19 protein-coding genes are annotated in these 20,802 nt (G+C 41.4%); 10 read left to right on the plus strand and 9 right to left on the minus strand.

The features are described from left to right. Positions 1-70: 70 nt before the first annotated feature. The gene (locus H4075_RS13440) at positions 71-1,570 is read left to right on the plus strand and encodes an NAD(P)H-hydrate dehydratase (RefSeq protein WP_182801351.1); all 1,500 of its coding nucleotides are present in this window, start codon (positions 71-73) and stop codon (positions 1,568-1,570) included. Between the two features lie 12 nt (positions 1,571-1,582). Beyond that, positions 1,583-2,695, plus strand: coding sequence for a BamA/TamA family outer membrane protein (locus H4075_RS13445; RefSeq protein WP_220494760.1), 1,113 nt, complete (start codon positions 1,583-1,585; stop codon positions 2,693-2,695). Between the two features lie 55 nt (positions 2,696-2,750). Here H4075_RS13445 and H4075_RS13450 read toward each other — a convergent pair whose 3' ends face one another. From H4075_RS13450 to H4075_RS13460, 3 genes are all read right to left on the minus strand, one after another. Continuing rightward, a complete protein-coding gene (locus tag H4075_RS13450; protein WP_182801352.1) occupies positions 2,751-3,146 on the minus strand; it encodes an Hsp20/alpha crystallin family protein in 396 nt (131 codons plus the stop codon). A gap of 155 nt (positions 3,147-3,301) precedes the next feature. Then, entirely contained in the window at positions 3,302-3,661 is a 360-nt protein-coding gene (locus tag H4075_RS13455) for a hypothetical protein (RefSeq protein WP_182801353.1), read from the minus strand. An 11-nt stretch (positions 3,662-3,672) separates the two neighbouring features. Then, positions 3,673-4,227 (minus strand): RNA polymerase sigma factor, encoded by a 555-nt coding sequence (locus H4075_RS13460; RefSeq protein WP_255460192.1) that lies wholly within the window; start codon positions 4,225-4,227, stop codon positions 3,673-3,675. A 377-nt stretch (positions 4,228-4,604) separates the two neighbouring features. On the opposite strand from H4075_RS13460, the gene H4075_RS13465 reads away from it, so the two are divergent. The 4 genes from H4075_RS13465 to H4075_RS13480 all read left to right on the plus strand — a co-directional run bounded on the left by H4075_RS13465 (position 4,605) and on the right by H4075_RS13480 (position 10,464). After that, a complete protein-coding gene (locus H4075_RS13465; protein WP_182801354.1) occupies positions 4,605-6,977 on the plus strand; it encodes a sodium-translocating pyrophosphatase in 2,373 nt (790 codons plus the stop codon). Between the two features lie 163 nt (positions 6,978-7,140). Next, entirely contained in the window at positions 7,141-7,944 is an 804-nt protein-coding gene (locus H4075_RS13470; RefSeq protein WP_182801355.1) for a DUF4382 domain-containing protein, read from the plus strand. A 146-nt stretch (positions 7,945-8,090) separates the two neighbouring features. Next, positions 8,091-8,471 carry a BlaI/MecI/CopY family transcriptional regulator gene (locus H4075_RS13475; protein ID WP_182801356.1) on the plus strand — a complete coding sequence of 127 codons (381 nt, stop codon included), beginning with the start codon at positions 8,091-8,093 and terminating at the stop codon, positions 8,469-8,471. 4 nt (positions 8,472-8,475) lie between these two features. Further along, entirely contained in the window at positions 8,476-10,464 is a 1,989-nt protein-coding gene (locus tag H4075_RS13480) for a M56 family metallopeptidase (protein ID WP_182801357.1), read from the plus strand. Between the two features lie 3 nt (positions 10,465-10,467). On the opposite strand, the gene H4075_RS13485 is transcribed toward H4075_RS13480, so the two are convergent. The 3 genes from H4075_RS13485 to H4075_RS13495 form a co-directional block, all read right to left on the minus strand. Next, on the minus strand, positions 10,468-11,490 hold the full coding sequence (locus H4075_RS13485; protein WP_327059377.1) for a PorP/SprF family type IX secretion system membrane protein: 1,023 nt from the start codon (positions 11,488-11,490) through the stop codon (positions 10,468-10,470). A 10-nt stretch (positions 11,491-11,500) separates the two neighbouring features. Continuing rightward, the gene (locus tag H4075_RS13490) at positions 11,501-15,871 is read right to left on the minus strand and encodes a gliding motility-associated C-terminal domain-containing protein (RefSeq protein WP_182801358.1); all 4,371 of its coding nucleotides are present in this window, start codon (positions 15,869-15,871) and stop codon (positions 11,501-11,503) included. A gap of 91 nt (positions 15,872-15,962) precedes the next feature. Beyond that, entirely contained in the window at positions 15,963-16,562 is a 600-nt protein-coding gene (locus H4075_RS13495) for a WbqC family protein (RefSeq protein ID WP_182801359.1), read from the minus strand. Positions 16,563-16,856: 294 nt separating this feature from the next. On the opposite strand from H4075_RS13495, the gene H4075_RS13500 reads away from it, so the two are divergent. After that, positions 16,857-17,318 carry an LEA type 2 family protein gene (locus H4075_RS13500; protein WP_182801360.1) on the plus strand — a complete coding sequence of 154 codons (462 nt, stop codon included), beginning with the start codon at positions 16,857-16,859 and terminating at the stop codon, positions 17,316-17,318. Positions 17,319-17,668: 350 nt separating this feature from the next. On the opposite strand, the gene H4075_RS13505 is transcribed toward H4075_RS13500, so the two are convergent. Further along, on the minus strand, positions 17,669-18,028 hold the full coding sequence (locus tag H4075_RS13505) for a heavy-metal-associated domain-containing protein (protein WP_182801361.1): 360 nt from the start codon (positions 18,026-18,028) through the stop codon (positions 17,669-17,671). Between the two features lie 21 nt (positions 18,029-18,049). Continuing rightward, positions 18,050-18,685, minus strand: coding sequence for an orotate phosphoribosyltransferase (gene pyrE, locus H4075_RS13510; protein WP_182801362.1), 636 nt, complete (start codon positions 18,683-18,685; stop codon positions 18,050-18,052). 225 nt (positions 18,686-18,910) lie between these two features. Between pyrE and H4075_RS13515 the strand changes: the two genes are divergently transcribed. Then, positions 18,911-19,528 (plus strand): NUDIX hydrolase, encoded by a 618-nt coding sequence (locus tag H4075_RS13515; RefSeq protein ID WP_182801363.1) that lies wholly within the window; start codon positions 18,911-18,913, stop codon positions 19,526-19,528. 85 nt (positions 19,529-19,613) lie between these two features. Here the strand turns inward: H4075_RS13515 and H4075_RS13520 are convergent, their stop codons facing one another. Continuing rightward, the gene (locus H4075_RS13520) at positions 19,614-20,009 is read right to left on the minus strand and encodes a VOC family protein (protein WP_182801364.1); all 396 of its coding nucleotides are present in this window, start codon (positions 20,007-20,009) and stop codon (positions 19,614-19,616) included. Positions 20,010-20,218: 209 nt separating this feature from the next. Between H4075_RS13520 and H4075_RS13525 the strand changes: the two genes are divergently transcribed. Continuing rightward, on the plus strand, positions 20,219-20,488 hold the full coding sequence (locus tag H4075_RS13525; RefSeq protein ID WP_182801365.1) for an RNA recognition motif domain-containing protein: 270 nt from the start codon (positions 20,219-20,221) through the stop codon (positions 20,486-20,488). 47 nt (positions 20,489-20,535) lie between these two features. After that, the gene (locus H4075_RS13530; RefSeq protein ID WP_182801366.1) at positions 20,536-20,790 is read left to right on the plus strand and encodes a short-chain dehydrogenase; all 255 of its coding nucleotides are present in this window, start codon (positions 20,536-20,538) and stop codon (positions 20,788-20,790) included. Positions 20,791-20,802 lie beyond the last annotated feature (12 nt).

Genomic DNA, 20,802 nt, shown 5'->3' on the forward strand with positions numbered 1-20,802 from the left:
TGGTTTCTGAAAAAGGTCTGATCTTCATCAGGCCTTTTCTTTTTCATGATTGCTATTGTAACTTTAGTATATGAAGATGTTTACTGCCGATCAGATCAGGGCATGGGATGCATATACCATCGCACATGAACCAATTGCTTCCATTGATCTCATGGAGCGTGCTGCCCTGGCCTGCAGCAACTGGATATTGCAACATCTTTTCTCAAAAAAGAAACTGCACATTTTCTGCGGCAAAGGAAACAATGGTGGTGATGGATTAGCTATTGCACGACTTCTTTTGCAGGAAGGGGTTTCTGTTGTTACTTATATTTATGAAACAGGCACCAAAGGCACCGATGATTTTCAACATAATCTTGAACGGCTGCACAAGCTTACCAAAGAAATTCATTTCATTCAATCAGCAGAATTCTTTCCCGCTTTAACTGCTGATGATGTGGCGATCGATGCATTACTTGGCACCGGCCTGAATAAACCAATCGATGGTTTAATGCTGCAACTGGTAGAGCATATCAGCAACTCTCCTGCTGCTGTTATTTCCATTGATATACCAACAGGCATGTTTGCTGATAAAAGCTGTAAAGAATATACCTGCACAAGAGCCGATCATACGTTGAATTTCCTGGTGTACAAGCTTTGTTTTATGATGCAGGAAAATGCGGATTGGTTTGGCGAAGTTCATCTGCTTGATATTGGATTACATCCAACTTACTATTATGAAACAATTGCGTTTCATCAACTCATTGATCAGGAGATCATTTCATCCATTTATCGTAAACGAAAGCCATTTTCACACAAAGGCGTGTTTGGTCATGCGTTGATCATGGCCGGCAGTTATGGAAAAAACGGTGCAGCCGTTTTATCTGCAAAAGCTGCTTTGCGAATTGGTGCAGGATTATTAACGGTGCATACGCCGAAGTGCGGATATACGGTATTACAATCAACAGTGCCTGAAGCAATGCTTGAAACAGATGTTGAAGAACAACACCTGTCAACATTGCCAACAGATATGTCGAGATATACTGCTATTGGTATTGGACCCGGTATAGGATTGCATGAACAAACGGCAGAACTTTTAATGAACCTGTTGCACACAGCACATCAACCCGTGGTACTCGATGCTGATGCATTAAATCTGTTATCGATCAAAAAAGATCTGACGAAACACTTGCATGAAGAATGTATACTTACTCCTCACCCAAAAGAATTTGAGCGTTTGTTTGGCAAAACAAATAATGATTTTGAACGCAAGGAACTGGCACTGCAAAAAGCGGAAGAGTTGAATTGTGTAATTGTATTGAAAGGACATCACACATTTATTGCCAGCCCGAATGGTGATGCATGGTTTAACAATACAGGCAATGCCGGTATGGCAACAGCAGGCAGTGGCGATATATTAACCGGAATATTAACCGGCTTGCTGGCACAAGGTTATAATGCAGAAGAAGCAGCGATACTCGGCGTGTACATTCATGGAGCAGCAGGTGATCTTGCTGCACAACAGTTATCGCAGGAAGCAATGATGGCGGGTGATATCAATCAATACATCGGCAGCGTATTTCTTCAACTGTAACAAACTAACTACATGCAGTTGAAGATCTTTCTGAAATTGTTTACCTCTACCCTGCTGTTCATGTATAGTGCGTTTGATGCCGCCGCACAAACAAAAAACGATTCATCAATTAACAAAAGTCATTTACTTGCATTGCCGGTTATTTCCAGATCCATTGAAACGGATTGGTCGTTTGGCGCCGGTGGCACTTATACATTTTATACAACAAGGAAAAAAGATTCTACTACCCGAACCTCCTCAATTCGTTTTCTCGGAAGCTATTCACTGCGAAAACAATTTTTATTTACAGTGAATGGACCGGTATTCTTTCCCGGTGAAAAATATATTCTCAACAGTCATTTCTCCTTCAGTTCTTTTCCTGATCGTTTTTGGGGAGTGGGCAATCATACACCTGACGACAACGAAGAAGAATATGTTTTCAAACAATTCTATGTTCGACTGCATGGTGAACGGCTCCTTGGGAAAAATTTTTTTGCGGGATTGATTTACGATTTTCAACGGGTGATCAATATTAATACACAACCGGGTGGTTTGTTTGATCAGCAAAATGTTGCGGGCAAAAATCCATATCAGGTTTCAGGTTTAGGATTAAGCTTTTCATGGGACACACGTAACAATACCTTCTGGCCAAACAAAGGACATTTATTTTCGTTGCAGGCAACGCATTATACATCGCTGTTATTTTCTGATCATCGTTTCAACAATATTATTGCCGATGCAAGGTGGTTCAAACAGATCACACGTAAGCAGATACTTGCATTGCAAGGTTATATCTTTTTAAATACAGGTGCCGATGTGCCCATTAGAAGTATTGCATCTCTTGGTGGCGCCGACAGGATGCGTGGTTTTTACAGTGGTCGTTACAGGGATGATCATTTGCTGAGTTTACAAACAGAATATCGTATTCATTTGTATAAACGCATCAGTGCTGTTGGCTTTGCCGGTATGGGTGATGTGGCAGGACGTTTCAGTAAACTTTCAATGCAGCGTTTGAAATATTCGTATGGTGGCGGACTTCGTTTTGCTGTAAACAAAAATGAAAAACTGCATATCCGTTTCGATTATGGTTTTGGAAGCGGCAAAGGCAACAATGGTTTTTATTTGCAGTTTGGAGAAGCGTTTTAAAAACAAAAGGCAGTCCGTATAAACGGACCGCCTTTGAACTTAACCAAAAACCAACCTAACTGATCTTTATCTCCTGTTGCTTGGCTTGCGCACCTGCAATAACAGGTAAGCTCACCTGCAACACACCATCTTCATACTTTGCTGAAATAGCAGAAGCATCAATGGTTTCATCCAGCGTGAACGTACGTACAAAACCACCACGGCTGTATTCACGCAATACCCAATCGAATTTTGGAAAACCATCCGGTGGTGTGTAGGAAATTGTTAACTCATTCCCTTTTACATTCACCGCAAAATGCTCCTTGATTCTGCCGGGTGCAAATACCAGCATTTCGAAACTGGTTTCGGTTTTGTAAATATTAACTGCGGCTCTTTGCATTGAACGGTAAAGCAGGTGCCGTTTGCTGCTTCCGTAATGATCGCCTTTTGCGGCGTGTGACTGATGATACATAGTCATTTCTTTTTTGTTAGAAAAAATGTTTACCCTAAAAAAGACGGGCAGTTAAAAAAAATACTTTAACTGTTTTTGTTAACGATGCTGCACAAAAAACCCGGGCATTGCCCGGGTTAAAAAATGTTCTGTTTTGTTTTATGTGATACTGAAATTTATTCAGCACCTTGCTTTGTTTCCACTGTTGTAGTTGTTTCTTTTTCTGTAGGATAATGACCACATCGCTTCCACCACTCCTGTTTAAAACGGGCTTTCTCTTCATCGGTCATAGTACTCCAGTTTTGTTTCCAGCCGGGGCCACCTCTGTGTTTTCCTTTTCCGCCAAAACCGCTGAACAATATCTTACTCAATAAAAGTATACCTATCGCCTGCCAGAACGAGATCATGTTAAAACCTGTTGCAGGCACCAATGCTGTATTCCACAAAAACATCACGAGCCATCCAAACCCAAACACTGCTGCTATGATCAGCAGGGGTATAAAGGCCATCCATTTTTTACTCTTATTCCTCATCATCGTTAAAAATATTAATTGTTTAGAAAATCGTTGTACAATGTTTCAAGTCTTGTGCGCAGGTGTAACACTGCATACCGCTTGCGTGAGATAATGGTTTTAATATTTTCGTTTTCACGGTCGGCAATTTCCTGCAGCGTCATATCTTCCAGCTCATTCCATACAAATACGTTTCGTTGCTTTTCAGGAAGTTCCTGCAGGGCATCCATCAACTCATCCCAAAACAAACGCTGCATGCTTTGTGTTTCCGCATCTTCATCCTCACTCCGGAGTATGGATGAAAAGAAACTTGTACCCTCATCATCTTCATAAGAATAATCATCGATCAACGCATCTTTCTTCTTTCTCGATTTATCAATAATACGGTTGCGGGCTACCCGGAATAACCAGCCCCCTATATTATTAATATCATCCACAGCCGGTAAGTTGCTGAACTGGTACCAAACATCCTGCAGAATGTCTTCCGCATCTTCATTGGTCTTTACACGGCTACGTATAAAGCCAAACAACTGCCTGCTGTAGCTGCTTATGGTTGATATGATCGTTTGCTGTCGGGCCATTGCCTCCATGCCATCGTACATTTGTTTAAGAAAGAACGAAGGCTGATTAATTTTACTTTAAAGATGGGGAAAAAGGGACAAGGTGCAAGATTCAAGGTGCAAGGCACAAGAAAGAAAGTCCAAATTCCAAAAAACAAAAGCCAATAGCAAGAGGTTAGACGAAAGGCATGCCCCAACTTAGAACTTAAGACCTCAGAACTTCCTCCCCGAACTCTTTAGCATAGCCAAATCCCAAAAATCAGTCCTAAACAACCCGTTTTTTCAGCTTTTCCACAACACTTAACGCCTTATATTATTTTACACCCATTCCCCTATCTTTGCCGCCCTTGATCACGCTGGCTTTTAGGGTGATCTTAATAAAAATCAACAACATAGAATTATTGTTTATGGAGAATTTGATTTATCTCGTTCCCGCTATGGCAGTCGTTGGCTTGCTGTACATGTTTGTGAAGTACAACTGGGTTTCCAAACAGGAAGCCGGTAACCCAAGGATGCAGGAAATCAGTAATTACATTGCTGAAGGCGCAATGGCCTTCTTAAAAGCTGAGTGGAAAGTGCTTGGCTATTTCGTAGTTATTGTTGCTATTCTATTGGGCGTAATGTCAATGGCCAATCCTAACAGCCACTGGAGCATTGCCCTCGCTTTCATTGTGGGTGCAGTATTCAGCGCAACTGCCGGTTATATTGGTATGAAGATAGCTACCAAAAGCAATGTACGTACGGCACAGGCTGCACGTACAAGTTTAAGCAAGGCATTAAATGTGTCGTTCACAGGTGGTTCTGTAATGGGCCTTGGTGTGGCAGGTTTGGCCGTGCTTGGTTTGGGTGGTTTATTTATTATACTCAAAGCCATCTTTGTTCCTGCAGGTGCAGATGTAAATGGTGCAGAAATGCTCACCGCAATTGAAGTGCTTACGGGCTTTTCATTGGGTGCTGAGTCAATTGCCCTGTTTGCCCGTGTGGGTGGTGGTATTTATACAAAAGCGGCCGACGTAGGCGCTGATCTTGTTGGTAAAGTAGAAGCAGGTATCCCTGAAGACGATCCACGTAACCCGGCAACAATTGCTGATAACGTAGGTGACAACGTGGGTGATGTGGCTGGTATGGGTGCCGATCTGTTCGGTTCTTATGTAGCTACTGTGTTGGCAACAATGGTACTAGGCCAGGAAACCAAATCAATCGATGCATTCGGTGGTATGGCTCCTATCTTGTTACCAATGATGATCGCCGGTATCGGTATTCTCTTTTCGATTGTTGGTACCTGGATGGTTCGTGTAAGCGACAATGCAGGCATCAGTACAGATAATGTACAGAAAGCCCTGAACATGGGTAACTGGGGATCAATTGTTCTTACAGCTATTGCCTGTGTTGGCTTGGTTTATTTTATTCTTCCTGAAACAATGGTGCTGCGTGGTGCTGAATTCACCAAATGGGGTGTATTGGGAGCTATCGCAGTCGGTTTGGTGGTAGGTGCATTAATGAGCATCATTACTGAATATTATACAGCTATGGGTAAACGCCCCGTGCTGAGCATCATCCGCCAGTCTTCTACAGGTCATGCAACTAACGTAATTGGTGGTTTGGCTGTTGGTATGGAATCTACCTTCCTTCCAATTCTTGTATTGGCTGCAGGTATCTATGGTTCATTCTTATGTGCCGGTTTATATGGTGTGGCCATTGCTGCTGCGGGTATGATGTCGACTACTGCGATGCAGTTGGCAATTGATGCCTTCGGTCCTATTGCCGATAACGCAGGTGGTATTGCTGAAATGAGCGAATTGCCAAAAGAGGTTCGTGAAAAAACCGACGTATTGGATGCTGTGGGTAACACCACTGCTGCTACAGGTAAAGGTTTTGCCATTGCTTCTGCTGCTTTAACAGCGCTGGCTTTGTTTGCTGCCTTTGTTGGTGTTGCCGGTATCAGCGGTATCGATATTTATAAAGCTGATGTATTGGCTTGTTTATTTGTTGGCGCAATGATTCCGTTCATCTTCTCTTCACTGGCCATTCGTGCTGTGGGTGAAGCTGCGATGGCAATGGTGGAAGAAGTGCGCCGCCAGTTCCGTACCATTCCGGGTATTATGGAAGGTACAGGCAAACCTGAGTACGATAAGTGTGTGGCGATTTCAACAGAAGCTTCGATCAAGAAAATGATGTTGCCCGGTGCTATCACCATCGCTTCTCCATTGATCATTGGTTTTGCAATGGGACCTGAAGCATTAGGTGGTTTCCTTGCCGGAGCTACTGTAAGTGGTGTATTGATGGGAATGTTCCAGAACAATGCAGGTGGTGCATGGGACAATGCGAAGAAGAGTTTTGAAAAAGGTGTTGAAATTAACGGCGAAACATTCTATAAAAAATCAGAGCCACATAAAGCATCTGTAACGGGTGATACCGTTGGTGATCCGTTTAAAGATACTTCCGGTCCGTCAATGAACATTCTTATTAAATTGATGTCGATCGTTTCATTGGTTATTGCTCCTACTCTTGCACAGATGTATGGCACAGGCGGTCATGCAAACCATGAGCAAAAGGTGGAAGTTAAAATGGAACAAACAACTTCATCAACAGACGCGAAATTTGAAAACCCATTCGTAGCAGCTATTGTTGCTGATGGTTTAGTTGATGCAAAGAAATTCAGTATCGAATTAAAGGATGATCAACTCAGCATTAACGGTGCTGTGCAGCCGAAAGAAGTATTGGAAAAATACCAATCACTGCTGAATGGTAAAACAGAATTAAAGATCGATGTGAACTGATCGATCATATGATAGATTTTAATGAACTGACCCCGGGATTTTTCCTGGGGTTTTTCATATCCCAACAAAAAAATCCCTGTAAATTGCCGTTTTGTAAAAACTGGAATGATGTTTGGATAAGTATGCATCACGAATTGGATTCTTTAACAATAAAATTTACTTTATGAAACTGAAATTCAGTACAATCCTTTCAGGGATTGTGATCATGACTACAGTGTTACTGGCTGTTGGTTGCCAAAAGAACAAGAGCAATGGCGATAAGCCCCGTTTACAGGTTCGTTTAACCGATGCACCGGATCCTAATGTAAAGGAAGTTTGGGTTGATATTAAAGGTATCGCTATTAAAATGGGCGACAGCGCCGAGATCACTTTGGCAAATTCATATCCCGGTCTTTACAATCTGCTCAACTTTACGAACGGTAAGGATACCATTCTTGCTGATGCCGAAATTCCTGTAGGCCGTATTTCACAGATCCGCCTCTTACTTGGCGATAACAATTACATCATTACAAAATCCGGTGAAAAAATTAATCTCACTACACCTAGTGCACAACAATCTGGTTTGAAAGTACAGATTCAGCAGGATGTTACAGGTGGCATACTTTATCGCCTCATATTAGATTTTGATGCCGGTAAATCGATTGTAAAAGCAGGCAACAGTGGTCAGTATATTCTGAAACCAGTATTGCGTGTGCTTTCATTTGTTCCATCTGGTGGTAGCGTAAAAGGTGTAGTTGCTCCTGATTCAATTGTAACAGCCATTTATGCGATCAAAGGACCTGATACAATCGCATCAACCTTTACACAAGTGGGTAACGGTAACTACATGATCAAAGATATTCCTGCAGGTAGCTACAGTTTCTCCTATGTTCCAAACGATACGATTCATAAAACAGCAACACGTACAGTTCCTGTAACACTTGGTCAAATTACTATTGTTGATACAGTGAAACTGGAGAAAAAATAATTGTTTCCTTTGATGTCCGTTTAAACCGCCCATGTTTGGGCGGTTTTTTTTATGCCCTAGCTTTTGTTAACCATTTCTGAATTTTACGAGCGGTCTTGGTTTTTACGAACAGGGTCGTATATTTGATACGAAACAAGTCGTAAATAATGAATATTAAGCAACTGAAACCTACGGAGAGTGAATTAGAGATCCTTCGTGTTTTATGGGAGCGTGGCGAAGCAACCGTAAGAGACGTACACGAAGAACTGAGCAAAACCAAGGATGCCGGTTATACCACTACCCTGAAGTTGATGCAGATCATGCATGAAAAAGGAATGGTGAAACGTGACGAAAGCAGCAAAACGCATAAATACACCCCGTTGATCTCTCGTGAAAAAACACAGAAACAATTTGTAGGTAAAATGATCGATACGTTGTTCCAGGGGTCTTCTTCACAACTGGTGATGCAGGCACTGGGTAACCACAAAGCATCGAAAGAAGAGCTGGATGAAATTCAAAAACTAATTGATAACCTGAAACAGCAGTAACCGCATGCAGGATCTATTCCAATCTGCATTTTTACAGGCTTTGGGAAAAGCAATTGCCGACAGTATCTGGCAAATGGGTCTGTTGTTTTTGCTTTATCAGCTGCTTGTATTTTTATTCCGCATCAAACAGGCTACCGTTAAAAACTTCACCAGTACTGTTTTTGCATTGGGCGGATTTGTATGGTTCATTTCAGGCATTGCACTACGCTGGCAACAACAACTTCAACAGAAAACAGCACTTATCATCAGCGAAGGCAATTTGAATAATTCGCTGCTGAGCAATTTTACAAAAGATAATCGCTGGGAATTATTCTTCAACTGGCTCGATTATAAAATACAGTTTGTTCTCCCCTATCTCTCGATTGCTTACTTATTTGTATTGCTTTGGTTTGGGGTGAAACTGATCGTGCAGTTACAAGCTGCAAATTCGTTACGCTATAAAGGGTTGAGTTCTGTTAACGATGACATGCAGGAGTTCTTCTCCTATTTAGTTGAAACAATGGGATTGCAACGTCCTGTTCAGCTTTTCATCAGCAAACAAATTGATATACCCGCTACACTTGGTTTCTTAAAACCAATTGTATTGTTACCTGCAACAGCAGTTACACATTTAACAGCTGCACAATTAGAAGCAGTATTGTTACATGAGTTGGCGCATATTAAACGCAATGATTATTTCTGGAACCTGTTACTTTCTGTTTCAGAAACCATGTTGTTCTTTAATCCATTTGCATTATTACTCATTGGTATTGCAAGAAGAGAACGGGAAAACAGTTGTGATGATCATGTAATGAACTTTCAGCAGAATGCAGCGGTGTATGCAGAAGCATTACTGAATGTAGAGAAAGCAAGAATTCAAAACCCGCAACTGGTCATGGCACTTGGTGACAACAAACATCACCTGATGGATCGTGTGAAACGTATCCTCAATATGCCTGCTGAGAAAAACAAGATAAGTACCAGATTACTTGCATTAGTCCTCTTCACGATTGTGTTTGCTTTAATGGGTTGGTTGATCAAAGAACGCCAACCGGTTAAAGAAGAAATGAAGCAGGCTGTATTAAAAGAGCAACCATTAAAGGAAAAAATCAAGACCGTTTATTTTACAACAGACGCCGTAGTGAAACAAAAGAATGATGCTGTGTTGCTGCGTGATGATCAACAGAAAATCAGACTCGAACTGAAGGATAAAATAAATGAAGAAGATATTCTTGTATGGAATGAAAACGAAGACAAAGAGATCAAGTTTGACAAAGTGATCTTTAATGATCTTCCTGTTGAGTGGTTTGAGCAATTGGTGAAGCCAGGCGTACGTGTTCGTGTACCTGATGTGAAGCAAAGACCGGGCATCCTGTTGCATCATGGACCTGACTCTGCCTTTATTGCTGAACGGGAAAGAGAAATGGAATTGTATGTTGAAAATGTTGATCGTTTAAAACAATGGCGTGAACGTTTTCCGCAACCCAGGATGCGTAACAAAGGTGGCGCAACAATGATGCAGTATCCTAAAGGCGCAAACTTTGATTCACTCATGCAAAAATTAAGCGGCCAGTTTAATTTTACCTTTGAAGGAAACCACCCATCTCCTGAAGTTATGTTCCGTGAATACTTTACAACGGAAAGTTTTTTTAATCATTCAAAAGGAGCTGCTCAGCAACAGGCAGCAGATGATGAGAAGAAAGAGCGCCTCAAAACTAAATTCATTATTAACCGCAAGCCAAGAAAAGATACAACCGATAATGCACAAGTGAAAAGCAGAATACAGACTGCAGCACCTGTAGTTGCTTATCTCTATAACGACAAGGGATTACGTGAAGACATGCAACTGGCACAACAACATGTGCAGATCATTTTAGAAAACAATCATGTGCGGTTGATGAATCAACAACCTTGCGGCTGTCCCGATTCATTGCAGGTGGAAGGACAACGGACTCCACAAACTCCACCTCCACCAAAACGAGTTATCAGAAGATTAGAAGTGATCAAACTGTAATCATCACCAAACACGGCGTGGACAAAGATCGCCGTACTTATTTCCTAACAAAAAGCCGATCACAATTTCATGTGTGCCTCTTTGTGCGTATTGCAGAAGATATTTTGAATTATTTACATCATAGGAGTAACCTACGTTCACTACATTGGAAATATTGAAGCCAGCCATCGCCGCAAAACCTTCTTTAATGCGATAGTTCCCTCCTATCCAGAAACGGTCCTGGTATTGTGCTTTCACATTTATATCTACATACAATGGCATGCTTGGAATATAACGCAGCATCACGGATGGCATCACATTCACATCTTCACCAACAAGCACACGGTAACCGGTTGTAACAAATACATGCGGCACCAATGTTGATTTATATAGATTATCATCTACCAGGTTTATTTTCTGCGGAATGATCTGCTGCACCGATGCACCTGCAAAAAATTGATCAGAATAAAGCCATAGCCCCGCATTCAGTTCAGGTTTTATCTTACGCAGCTCACTTGTAAAACCACCAATTGCAGGATCAACAGGATTTGCCAATTGAATTTTTGAAGCATCCACATTAACACCTGAAATACCTGCAGCGAAACCTGCAGATAAATTAAGTTTTGGTGTAAGTCCTAAATGATAAGCATACGATGCTGTTGCATAAAACCGATTGATGTATCCTGTTTTGTAATTCACCACACTTGCTCCCACTCCATGATGTGCTTCAGCAGCAGTGTATTCTTCCCAATATTGTTTACCTCTTGGATTTTCGCCCGGCACTCCAAATGAAGTAGCACTGGTTCTGTAATCTTCTTTACCTATTGGTGTGTGTATGGTTGCGTAAACTGTTTGAGGTGCCCCGGGAAAACCAACCCATTGGTTGCGGTAACTCAATTTTATATCTGTATAATTTTCTATTCCTGTTAATGCAGGATTAAGCACATAAGGATTTAAAATGTATTGGGTATAATGCGGACGTTGCTGTGCTGCAGCTATCACTCCTATCATCATCAAACCAAAAACTAATAATTGCTTTCTCATCATTGCTGCTGCATTATCGTAAAATAGTTACATAACCTGTTATCCGTTTGCGACCGTTTTTTGGATCGAGCACATAGTAATAAGTACCGGCCGGCAAAGGCGATCCTTTGTACTTACCATCCCACGGTGTGGAATAACCTACAGAACGATACATCATTGAACCTGCCGTATTGTACACTTCAATAACAGCCCCCGGATAATCATTCAGGAATTTGATTTCCCAGAAATCATTGATGCCATCACCGTTCGGTGTAAATGTATTTGGCGGCGTTGGTGATTTAAGAATTTTCACAAAGAGATCATCGGTTGCCTTACAGCCAAACCCGTTTGTAACAGTGAGTAAATAAGTGATATCATCTTTTGGTTGCAGAATTGTTGGTAACTGCAACGTAGCATTATCCAGATAAGTTGATGGCGACCATAAGAATTGTAAACCTGTTCCACTCGCCGTAACATTTGTGATCTTACGAACACCATCTTCCAGCACAGTAAGATCAGACCCCGCATTTACAATGGGTACCGGCCACACTTCAATTGTTTGATCACTTGTACTTACACAACCATTGCTTGCATTGAACGTGTAACGGATATTATGCGTACCAACGCCTGCACCTGAAGGATTGAATAATCCATTTGCATTTACTCCCGGTCCTGTGTAAACGCCCGTACCACTAAGCCCTCCCATTTCGTTACCCTGCATTAATTGGAACGGCACATCATTTAAACAAACACCAAACAATGCATTGAACTGCGTAAGCGGACTTGCATTAACGGTGATGGTTTTACTCATCTCATTTACACAAAGAATACCTGAATAAGATCTGTAACGAACCTGGTATGTTTTGGTCAATGGCGATTGAAATTCAGGATAACGATGTTTGTACACTTTACCGGCAGCAGGTTGATCATCGGTTTCTACCACAGTTGGCGCATTGGCATTATCCCAATAGATCTCTACTTTGGTGACGCTGCCAAAATCAACAGTTGATCTGTCTTCCAGTTCAACATCCTGGTTACTGCAAAGTGCATTTGCTGAACGCACTGAGAAATCAGCTTTTGGAATAGAACCATTCACGGTAAACGGTATAGCAACAGCAGAATCACGACAACCATCTTTTGATGTTACCTCAAGCGATAATAAATAGTTATCTGCTTTATTAAACTTCACTGAAGGCGTTTTAGATGTACTCGTTACAGGCGTTGGGCCCGACACAATTGCAGGAGTACCTGTATTAAATTTCCACAAGTAACTCATTTGCCCTGCACTGCCATCTGCAATGGAAGATGTATCTGTAAAGATGGCTTGTGCATCACTCAAACAAACTTCAGGCAATACAAAACCAACTTTGGGCAATGGATTAATGCGCATAGTACGCACAAGTGTATCGCTGATACAACCCTTCGAATTTTCTGTTACAAACCGAATGGTATAATCACCCCAAACGGTATAAGTATGCGTTGCAGTAAGATTCGTGTTCGTACTTGTATTGCCATCGCCAAACTGCCAATAGCTTCTTACAATTGAACCCGTGTTTGCAGTTGACGTATTAGTAAATGTGATCGCATTCTTTTCACAAACCAAAGTGCTTGTGGTGAAGTTTGCTGTTGGCCACGGATTCACCACAACTGTTTTTACAACCGTATCACTTACACAGTTCTGATCAGTAAATACCCAAAGTGTTGCAGTATAAGTACCGGGGTTCGTAAAATTCTTTACCGGGTTTTGTTGTGTTGATGATGTACCATCACTGAAACGCCACTCCCATTTTGTAACAGGATGTGTAAACCCGTTTGATGCATTGGTAAATGTTATTGGTGTTTGCCAGCATACTTCAGCAGGTGCAGTAAAATCAGCTTTGGGCTGCGGATAAATTTTATCTACTGCTTTCGTAGTTGAATCAGTACAACCATAAGCAGTTGTTATTTTAAGTTTTGCATTAAACGGTCCAACTGATGGATATAGATGAGAAGGACTTTGAATGGTTGAACTATTCAATGCCCCGCTTGCAGCATCACCAAAATTCCAGAGATAATTAAATGCGCTTTGCGATCCATCAGCAATGGTTGAGGTGCTGTTGAAACTGATTACAGGATTCGGCATACAGCCATACGAAACAGTAAAATCAACCACAGGATTTGGCCTGATGGTAAACGGCAAAGAATAAACCGGGCTCAAACAACCGGTATTTGTTTTCAGTTGTAAGGTAGCGGTATAATTTCCTGTTGCAGCAAAAGTGGAACTTACGTTTGCCGCCGTTGTATTATTAATTGGCGAACCTGTACCAGTATTCCATGTCCAGTTTGTGATTGCACCAAACCCTCCGGGTAGTGAAGATGAATCTTTGAACGTAAGTGTTTTGCCAACACATAACGGATCAATAATTCCAAACTTTGCAACAGGCGCCTTTGTAACCGTAATGAACTGCTCGGTGGTATCACTTAAACAACCTGCATCCGTCATGGCCACATATCGAATCTTAAATTGCCCGGGATTGCTGAATGCTTTTGAAGGATTAAATGTGCCGGCAGTAGTTGCATCGCCAAAATCCCAATAATGTTTGATGACAGGTCTGCCACTGCTTGTATTAATGCCTGTGAAGGAAATCAATGAATCGGTACAACCTGCAGACGGCGTGTTTGCCCATGAAAAAGTTGCTGCCGGCGGATCAAGCACTTCGAGGTCGAAATTGATGATCTGTTCACCCAAACAACCATCGGGCGTTGGGTTGTTCACTGTTACCACAACAGGATACTTCCCTGCTGTATTGTAGACGTAATTACCCGGCAGTTTAAATACATACAATGTTTTGCCATTCAGTATAAATGTTGAATCAGCAACAGGCGCATTATCAATTACATCAGGATAGCCTGTGAAATCCCACTTCATACTGATAGGTAAATATGGAAGGGTAAGTGAAAGATTAAAAGGCGAGCTCTTACAGGCAACCGGACTTTTAATCACCGCATTGGCATTCTGCGTTGTTACATACTGATACAAATCGATCACATTGGTACCTGCGTTATAACCATACGATTCGGCGTTACCAAAACCATAAGCAATGGCATTGAAACCGGAATCTGATTGGATGGTATAAACACCGGAGGTTGGTAAACTTTGTTTCAGGTAAGAATAATTGGCATCGCCGGGGTGAACCGTAAATGCACCGGTTGGTAATGTATTACCACTTGCATCTTTTAATCTGAATGAACTAACGCCAGTCCCTTTATTCGGGATCACGACGTTTATATAATGCTGTGTGATGGCAAAGTTTGAGGTAGCATTCCAGATTACTTTGTTGATATTTTGTTCAACCGGACTTAGATATATTACTTCAGGATCACTGGGAGCTGTATTACCACATGCTCCTTGCGATGTAAAATACTGGGCAACGGTAATAGGGTTGTCAGCCTCTATCAACATCGGTTGATTGGTTAATGGAAGATCATAATAAAAGCCTCCAACCAATGAGGCCGATGGAAGTGTTACACCATTTACTTTTACCACGGTTCCTGAACTCGATACACAAATCCTGTAAAGATTGTATGCCTGCGGACTCGATGCAGTTGCAGTCAAATACTTTTTACCCCAGGCGTTCTTGGGAAATGCCTGGGCCATATAATTATCAGATGACGATGACGTACTGTTTGTTGGACAGGTGATACTGATACGACCGCTTCCGGAAAACACAGCGATTTTTTTACAGCCGCTTCCTGTGTTGATCGAACGAATAAAAGTTCCTGTAAGATCGACACCTGAATGATTGTTACCCGAGGAAGCATTGGTAAACTGCCCCATAATATTATATACTTGTCCCTGGGTAAGTTTTACAGTAAATGGAACTCCCGCTGGATGGCCTAAGGTTGGCTGGCTCGGGATAATTTCAACGCTGGTAGTACCGGTATCGGCAGCAATTACATAGGCCCATGAATTAGAATTTACCGTATTTGATCTGTTCTGAAAATTGATGGAGTAATATTCACGTCCCAATGTATTGGTTGGAAAAAGAATGGTAGCACCCGACACACTCTGGTTATAAATATGGGCATAAGCCACGATGGGTTGGTCACTTGTAATATGGATACCTTTGTTTTCAGGAGCTGAACTTTCGTTCATTAAACGTGCATCCTGTGCGCCTGTTTTGGGCAAAGGACTTGATGCTGAAACTGTGTTAGCGGGAACGAAATATGTAGCAGAGTAACCAAGGCCCGGAATAGTGACCGTTACATTTGTGGGGGCTTCTGTGGCAAAGTAGAGCACCATTTCCTGACCGTTGCCTGTTGTCATCACCTGGTGATAACCGTAAGCAACCCAAAAGTCTCTTCCTTTATTGGAGAAATCCTGGGCGAAGGAGTACAGATTAGTCAGCAGCAAGCAGGCTGACATCAACATCAATTTTCTCATTACGTAAGCATGTGGATGTGGACGTACAAGTTAAGTGTTTTCTTGTACAAGACAGGGTGCTACCAGACCAATTTCAGGAAATTTTTATCCTGCGGAGATAATCTGTGGCAAGCGGTCCTTCACAAAATAACAAATCCAGGATGCCAAGGTTCGCCACAAAGCCATGTCTTTCTGAAAATACCTGTTGGTAAACAGGGAAGTTTTCAGCCGGAACTGGTTCGCTTTTTCCTGGTCGATGTGAATTTAGTTTCATCGCCTCCCCCTCGGTATAAGCCAAAATGTCAACTTTCAGTTTTAAGCGTTGAAGACAGTATCCCATACTTTTCAGGTTCAGATCAAGCAGATATTTTTCCTTCTTCAAAAACAGTTGCTCCAGCTCCGGGGCATAATCTTCAAACCAGGGAGCCTTCCGGTAATTGTCGTGGATGCCCCGCCAATGGATCCGCTGCCAGGGTTCGGCATAGTTGATCTTCACATCCTTCCATTTTACTTTTTGATCACGACCACCTTCCAACGGCACCGAGAGAGGGAGGGGACCATTTGCGCCCATCAGCTGCATACGGTTCAAATGGAGGGCACGGAAGTAGCTTTCGTATGCAGAAAAATACACATTTGTTTGATTGATAAACTTTAAATAAGAGTAAATACTTCCAAAATATTGTAATTCAATCATTTGATTAATTTTATTTACCTCCAAAACGAACGCTGAATCATGATTCATTTTACAAGCCCTATTTCGATTTTTTGACTCAATTAAAGTAGTTTATTAATTCTAATAAAACATAGTTAACTGACTTTAAAACAATTTTTTAAATAATTTTTTTTAACCTACATTTTTGGGTGTTGATTTTCAGCCTTCTGCGTACTGGAATCAGCTAACTATTTTAGCGCAAATTTAAGGCTTCTTTAAAAGCCGGCCGAAGAAATATCAACAGCTTGGCTTAATTTGCGGCAAAACAATTTGAACGTGTACAGGCTCCCCTCGCTCCTTTTTTTGATCTGCATCTTTAGCCTTTCCTGCAACAGTTTTAAGATCCCTGAATACAAGGAATTTCAAAACCTGCGGCTTGAGTCGATTGGATTGAATGAGACCACGGTGTACATGGAACTGGTTTACAACAACCCGAACCGGATTGGTTTTCGGGTTAGTCATACTGAATGTGATGTGTATGTTGATGATGTTTATTTGGGGAGGGCGCTTAGCGATACGTTGATCAAGGTTGCCAGAAAGTCAGATTTTATTATTCCACTCCGGATCAAAACCGATATGAAGAATGTGTTTAAAAATGCCTGGTCGGCATTGTCGGCTCGTGAAGTAACGGTGAGAGCATCAGGTGTAATTACAGCCGGAGTTGGCGGACTTTACAAAACCATTCCGTTGGCTTATGAAGGCAAACATGAGGTTGGGTTGTTTGAACCGAGGCCATAAAATTTTATCCGGAGTCTGTTCGGGCCCTCTTCGTACCTCGTTCGGAGTTTCTACGTCGCACCCCGGAGAAGATCCGAACATGGTACGGCAATGGGGCGAAGGAGGTCATGATAAGATCGTCCTGATTTTTGATATTATCGAGAGTTAAACGCTGAAACGGGAGAACCGCCTCAACGTATTTTTAGCCCACCATGGCCCGGTTTCCGTGTCGCTGTCTGAGCGCTTTAAGTACGCTTTATCCTGCCTTTATTTATGCTTTATCTATAAGGGATGTCAAGTCTTTGTCTAGTCCTAAAATAGCATAAAAAAATCCCGGCAGTAACTATCAGGATTTTTCTATTTCTATTTTTTTAATTCTTCTTCGGTGGTCCTCCTCCATCTTCCACCCGTTTGCAACAGACCGGCAAACGTTTATAAACTTCTTCATTTGCTTTTTCATCATCTGCATCAAAACCAAGATTATTCATAGCGGCCCTGATATTTTCAATATTGGTGCGGTCGCTGAGAAAAGTAATTGTTGTGATCTTTTTCCTGATATCTACCACAACTTTCGCCACCCCTTCTTCCACTTTCATGAATTTTTCGATCTTGTCTTTACACTCCGCACATTGCGCCTGTGGTGTTTTTATCTGCACAACAATGGGCTTTTTGTACTGTGCAGAAAGGCTCACCGTTACGGATAGAAATAATACAGTTAAGAACGTCTTCATCGGTTTATATTTTCACCCAATTTATTTAATTCCTGTCCAATTTGCCGGGTCGGCGCTCCATTTTAACAAAACTTCCTGTTCGCTTGCTTCTACAATGTTCTTTTCAATGGCAAGTTGAATGAGTGTTGAGTAGTTTGTGAGGGAGCGATAGCCAAGATCATACTTTTCAAACGCCTGTTTTGCCACATCAAAACCATAGTTGAAAATTGAGACCATGCCAATCACCTCTACACCTGCCTGACGCAATACATCCACCACCTGCAGACTGCTTTTTCCCGTTGAAATAAGGTCTTCAATTACCACCACCTTTTGTCCGGGTTCGTATGAACCTTCGATTTGGTTACCCAACCCATGTTCTTTTGGTTTTGGACGAACATAGATATAGGGCAGCTTTAACTGATCGGCAGCCATGGCTCCCCATGCAATACCTGCAGTGGCAACACCTGCCAGCAGTTCTGCTTCAGGAAACTCTTCGAATATAACGTTGCACATCTCACTTTTTATGAATTCCCGTACGTGTGGAAAGGATAATACCTTGCGGTTGTCGCAGTAGATGGGGCTTTTCCAACCACTTGCCCAGGTAAAGGGCTCTTTTACATTTAACCGAATGGCCTTAACTTGTAATAGTTTCTCAGCAACAGCTTGTTCATTTGTCATGCGGCGAAGGTAGGAAAAGAGCGTTTAGCTTCCAGCGATTAGCCATTAGCAACTGGCAAAAGACAAAAAGGAATTGGGAGTTGGGAATTTGGGATTGAGAGTCAAACAACAGGCAATGAACCATAAGCAATGCGCAAAAACTATAGAAGAGAGAATCTGCAATCGTAAATCAAAAATCTGCAATGAAAAAGTCCCGGACCTTCAACCCTAAACCTTAAACCTTTTATGTATATCAAAATCTACTTTGGCGATAAGCCTGTTTTTCTTTGCGATGAAATTGATGAGATGATCCATGAATACATGCATCACCCTGATGCGGTGTTTATTGATGAAATATCAGGTCCCGCCATTAAATCCTTACTTCACGAAATTGTGAAAGAAGAATTTCATGCAGGTATTTTATGGAATGAAAACCTGGAAAAGTTGAAGAAAGCTTTTTTTAAACATTTTACCATTGTAACTGCTGCAGGTGGATTGGTGGAGAATGAAAAAGGAGAATACTTATTGATTCATCGCAGAGGTAAATGGGATCTGCCAAAGGGCAAGCTTGATCCCGGTGAAACTATTGAGCAATGTGCCGTGCGTGAAGTGGAAGAAGAAACCGGTTTACAAAAACCTGAACTAAAAAAACCAATCACCATTACTTATCATACCTATGATGAATTTGGTAAACACATTCTGAAAGACTCACATTGGTATAAGATGAAAGTAAAAGGGGCGCAAACCATCAAACCACAAACAGAAGAAGATATACACGATATTAAATGGGTGAAGAAAAAAGATCTTTCAACGTATATGGAAAATACGTTCCCTTCTATTAAAGATGTGTTGGCGTTGGTTTGAGATTGTGACCCACCCCTGTCTATAATCAGGTAAGTGTGACATACTGAAGCCCCCAAGGAGGTGACAAACAGTTTGCACTTTGTTATTATTTTTCTATCGGCTCAATTAAGTCCCACAGGTTTCCATAAAGATCTTCGAATACAGCAACAGTCCCGTATTCTTCTTTTGATGGAGGCCGCAGGAACTTTATCCCTGCAGAAAGATAGTATTCATAATCACGCTTGAAATCATCGGTGTATAAAAAAAGGAACACCCTGCCGCCTGTTTGATTTCCTACTCTGCTCAATTGTTCTTCGTTGGCTCCTTTTGCCAGCAACAGATATGTATTGCTAGTACCTGGAGGTGCCATTACCACCCATCTTTTTGCTTCACTTAATGTAGTGTTTTCTATTAACTGAAACCTCAGTTTATCCCTGTAAAATGCAATGGCTTCGTCGTAGTCTTTGACAACCAATGCTAATTGTGCTATTCTTTGCTGCATAAGATCAATTAAGTGTTAAATATAATACCGCCCGATTATCCTGCTTAACAAGGCCATGCAGCGAAAATAAATCGCCTGATGCGGTCAATAAAGCTTACCTTTACACGTCATTTGAGTAACTTCTGTAAGCGAATTATCATTTCCTACCTCGTATTTTTCTTTTACACCAGTATTCTGCTCAAGTTTTTAATATTTAAATTCTCCTTGGTATGAATATTTATGTCTCCAATTTAGGTTTTAACGTGCAGGATGCCGAATTAAAACAACTTTTCAATTCGTATGGCGAAGTTACTTCTGCCAAAGTGATCATGGATAAATTCACAAATCAGAGCCGTGGTTTTGGTTTTGTGGAAATGCCTGATGATGCTGCTGCACAAAAAGCAATTGATGAGCTTAACGGTACTTCAACCGATGGCCGCTCATTGAAAGTTACTGAAGCAAGACCCCGTGAGGAAAAACCACGTACCAACAGATGGTAATTTTTAATACCGTACAACTTATTTTATCACTTTAATCAGAATACAGTATGACGAATGATATGATTGAAAAGTTTATTGAAACAAAAAATCGTGAAAATTCTCAAGTAAACATTCACTTTAAGCAGAGAGATACTGTGAAAGGTGTTTTTATCCGTAACAATGACTATGACGAGCTGAAAAGTAAAAACTTCTGGCGCATTGTTTCAGAATCAAAACTGGAAGAATGGAAAAAAACAAAAGACAATACGCTTGCCCGCATTTTTAATGGTGCAGAATTTACCCGTTTAAGCGAAATAAACTAAACTGATATCGGT

Source organism: Lacibacter sediminis (assembly GCF_014168535.1).
GTDB classification, from domain to species: Bacteria; Bacteroidota; Bacteroidia; order Chitinophagales; family Chitinophagaceae; genus Lacibacter; species Lacibacter sediminis.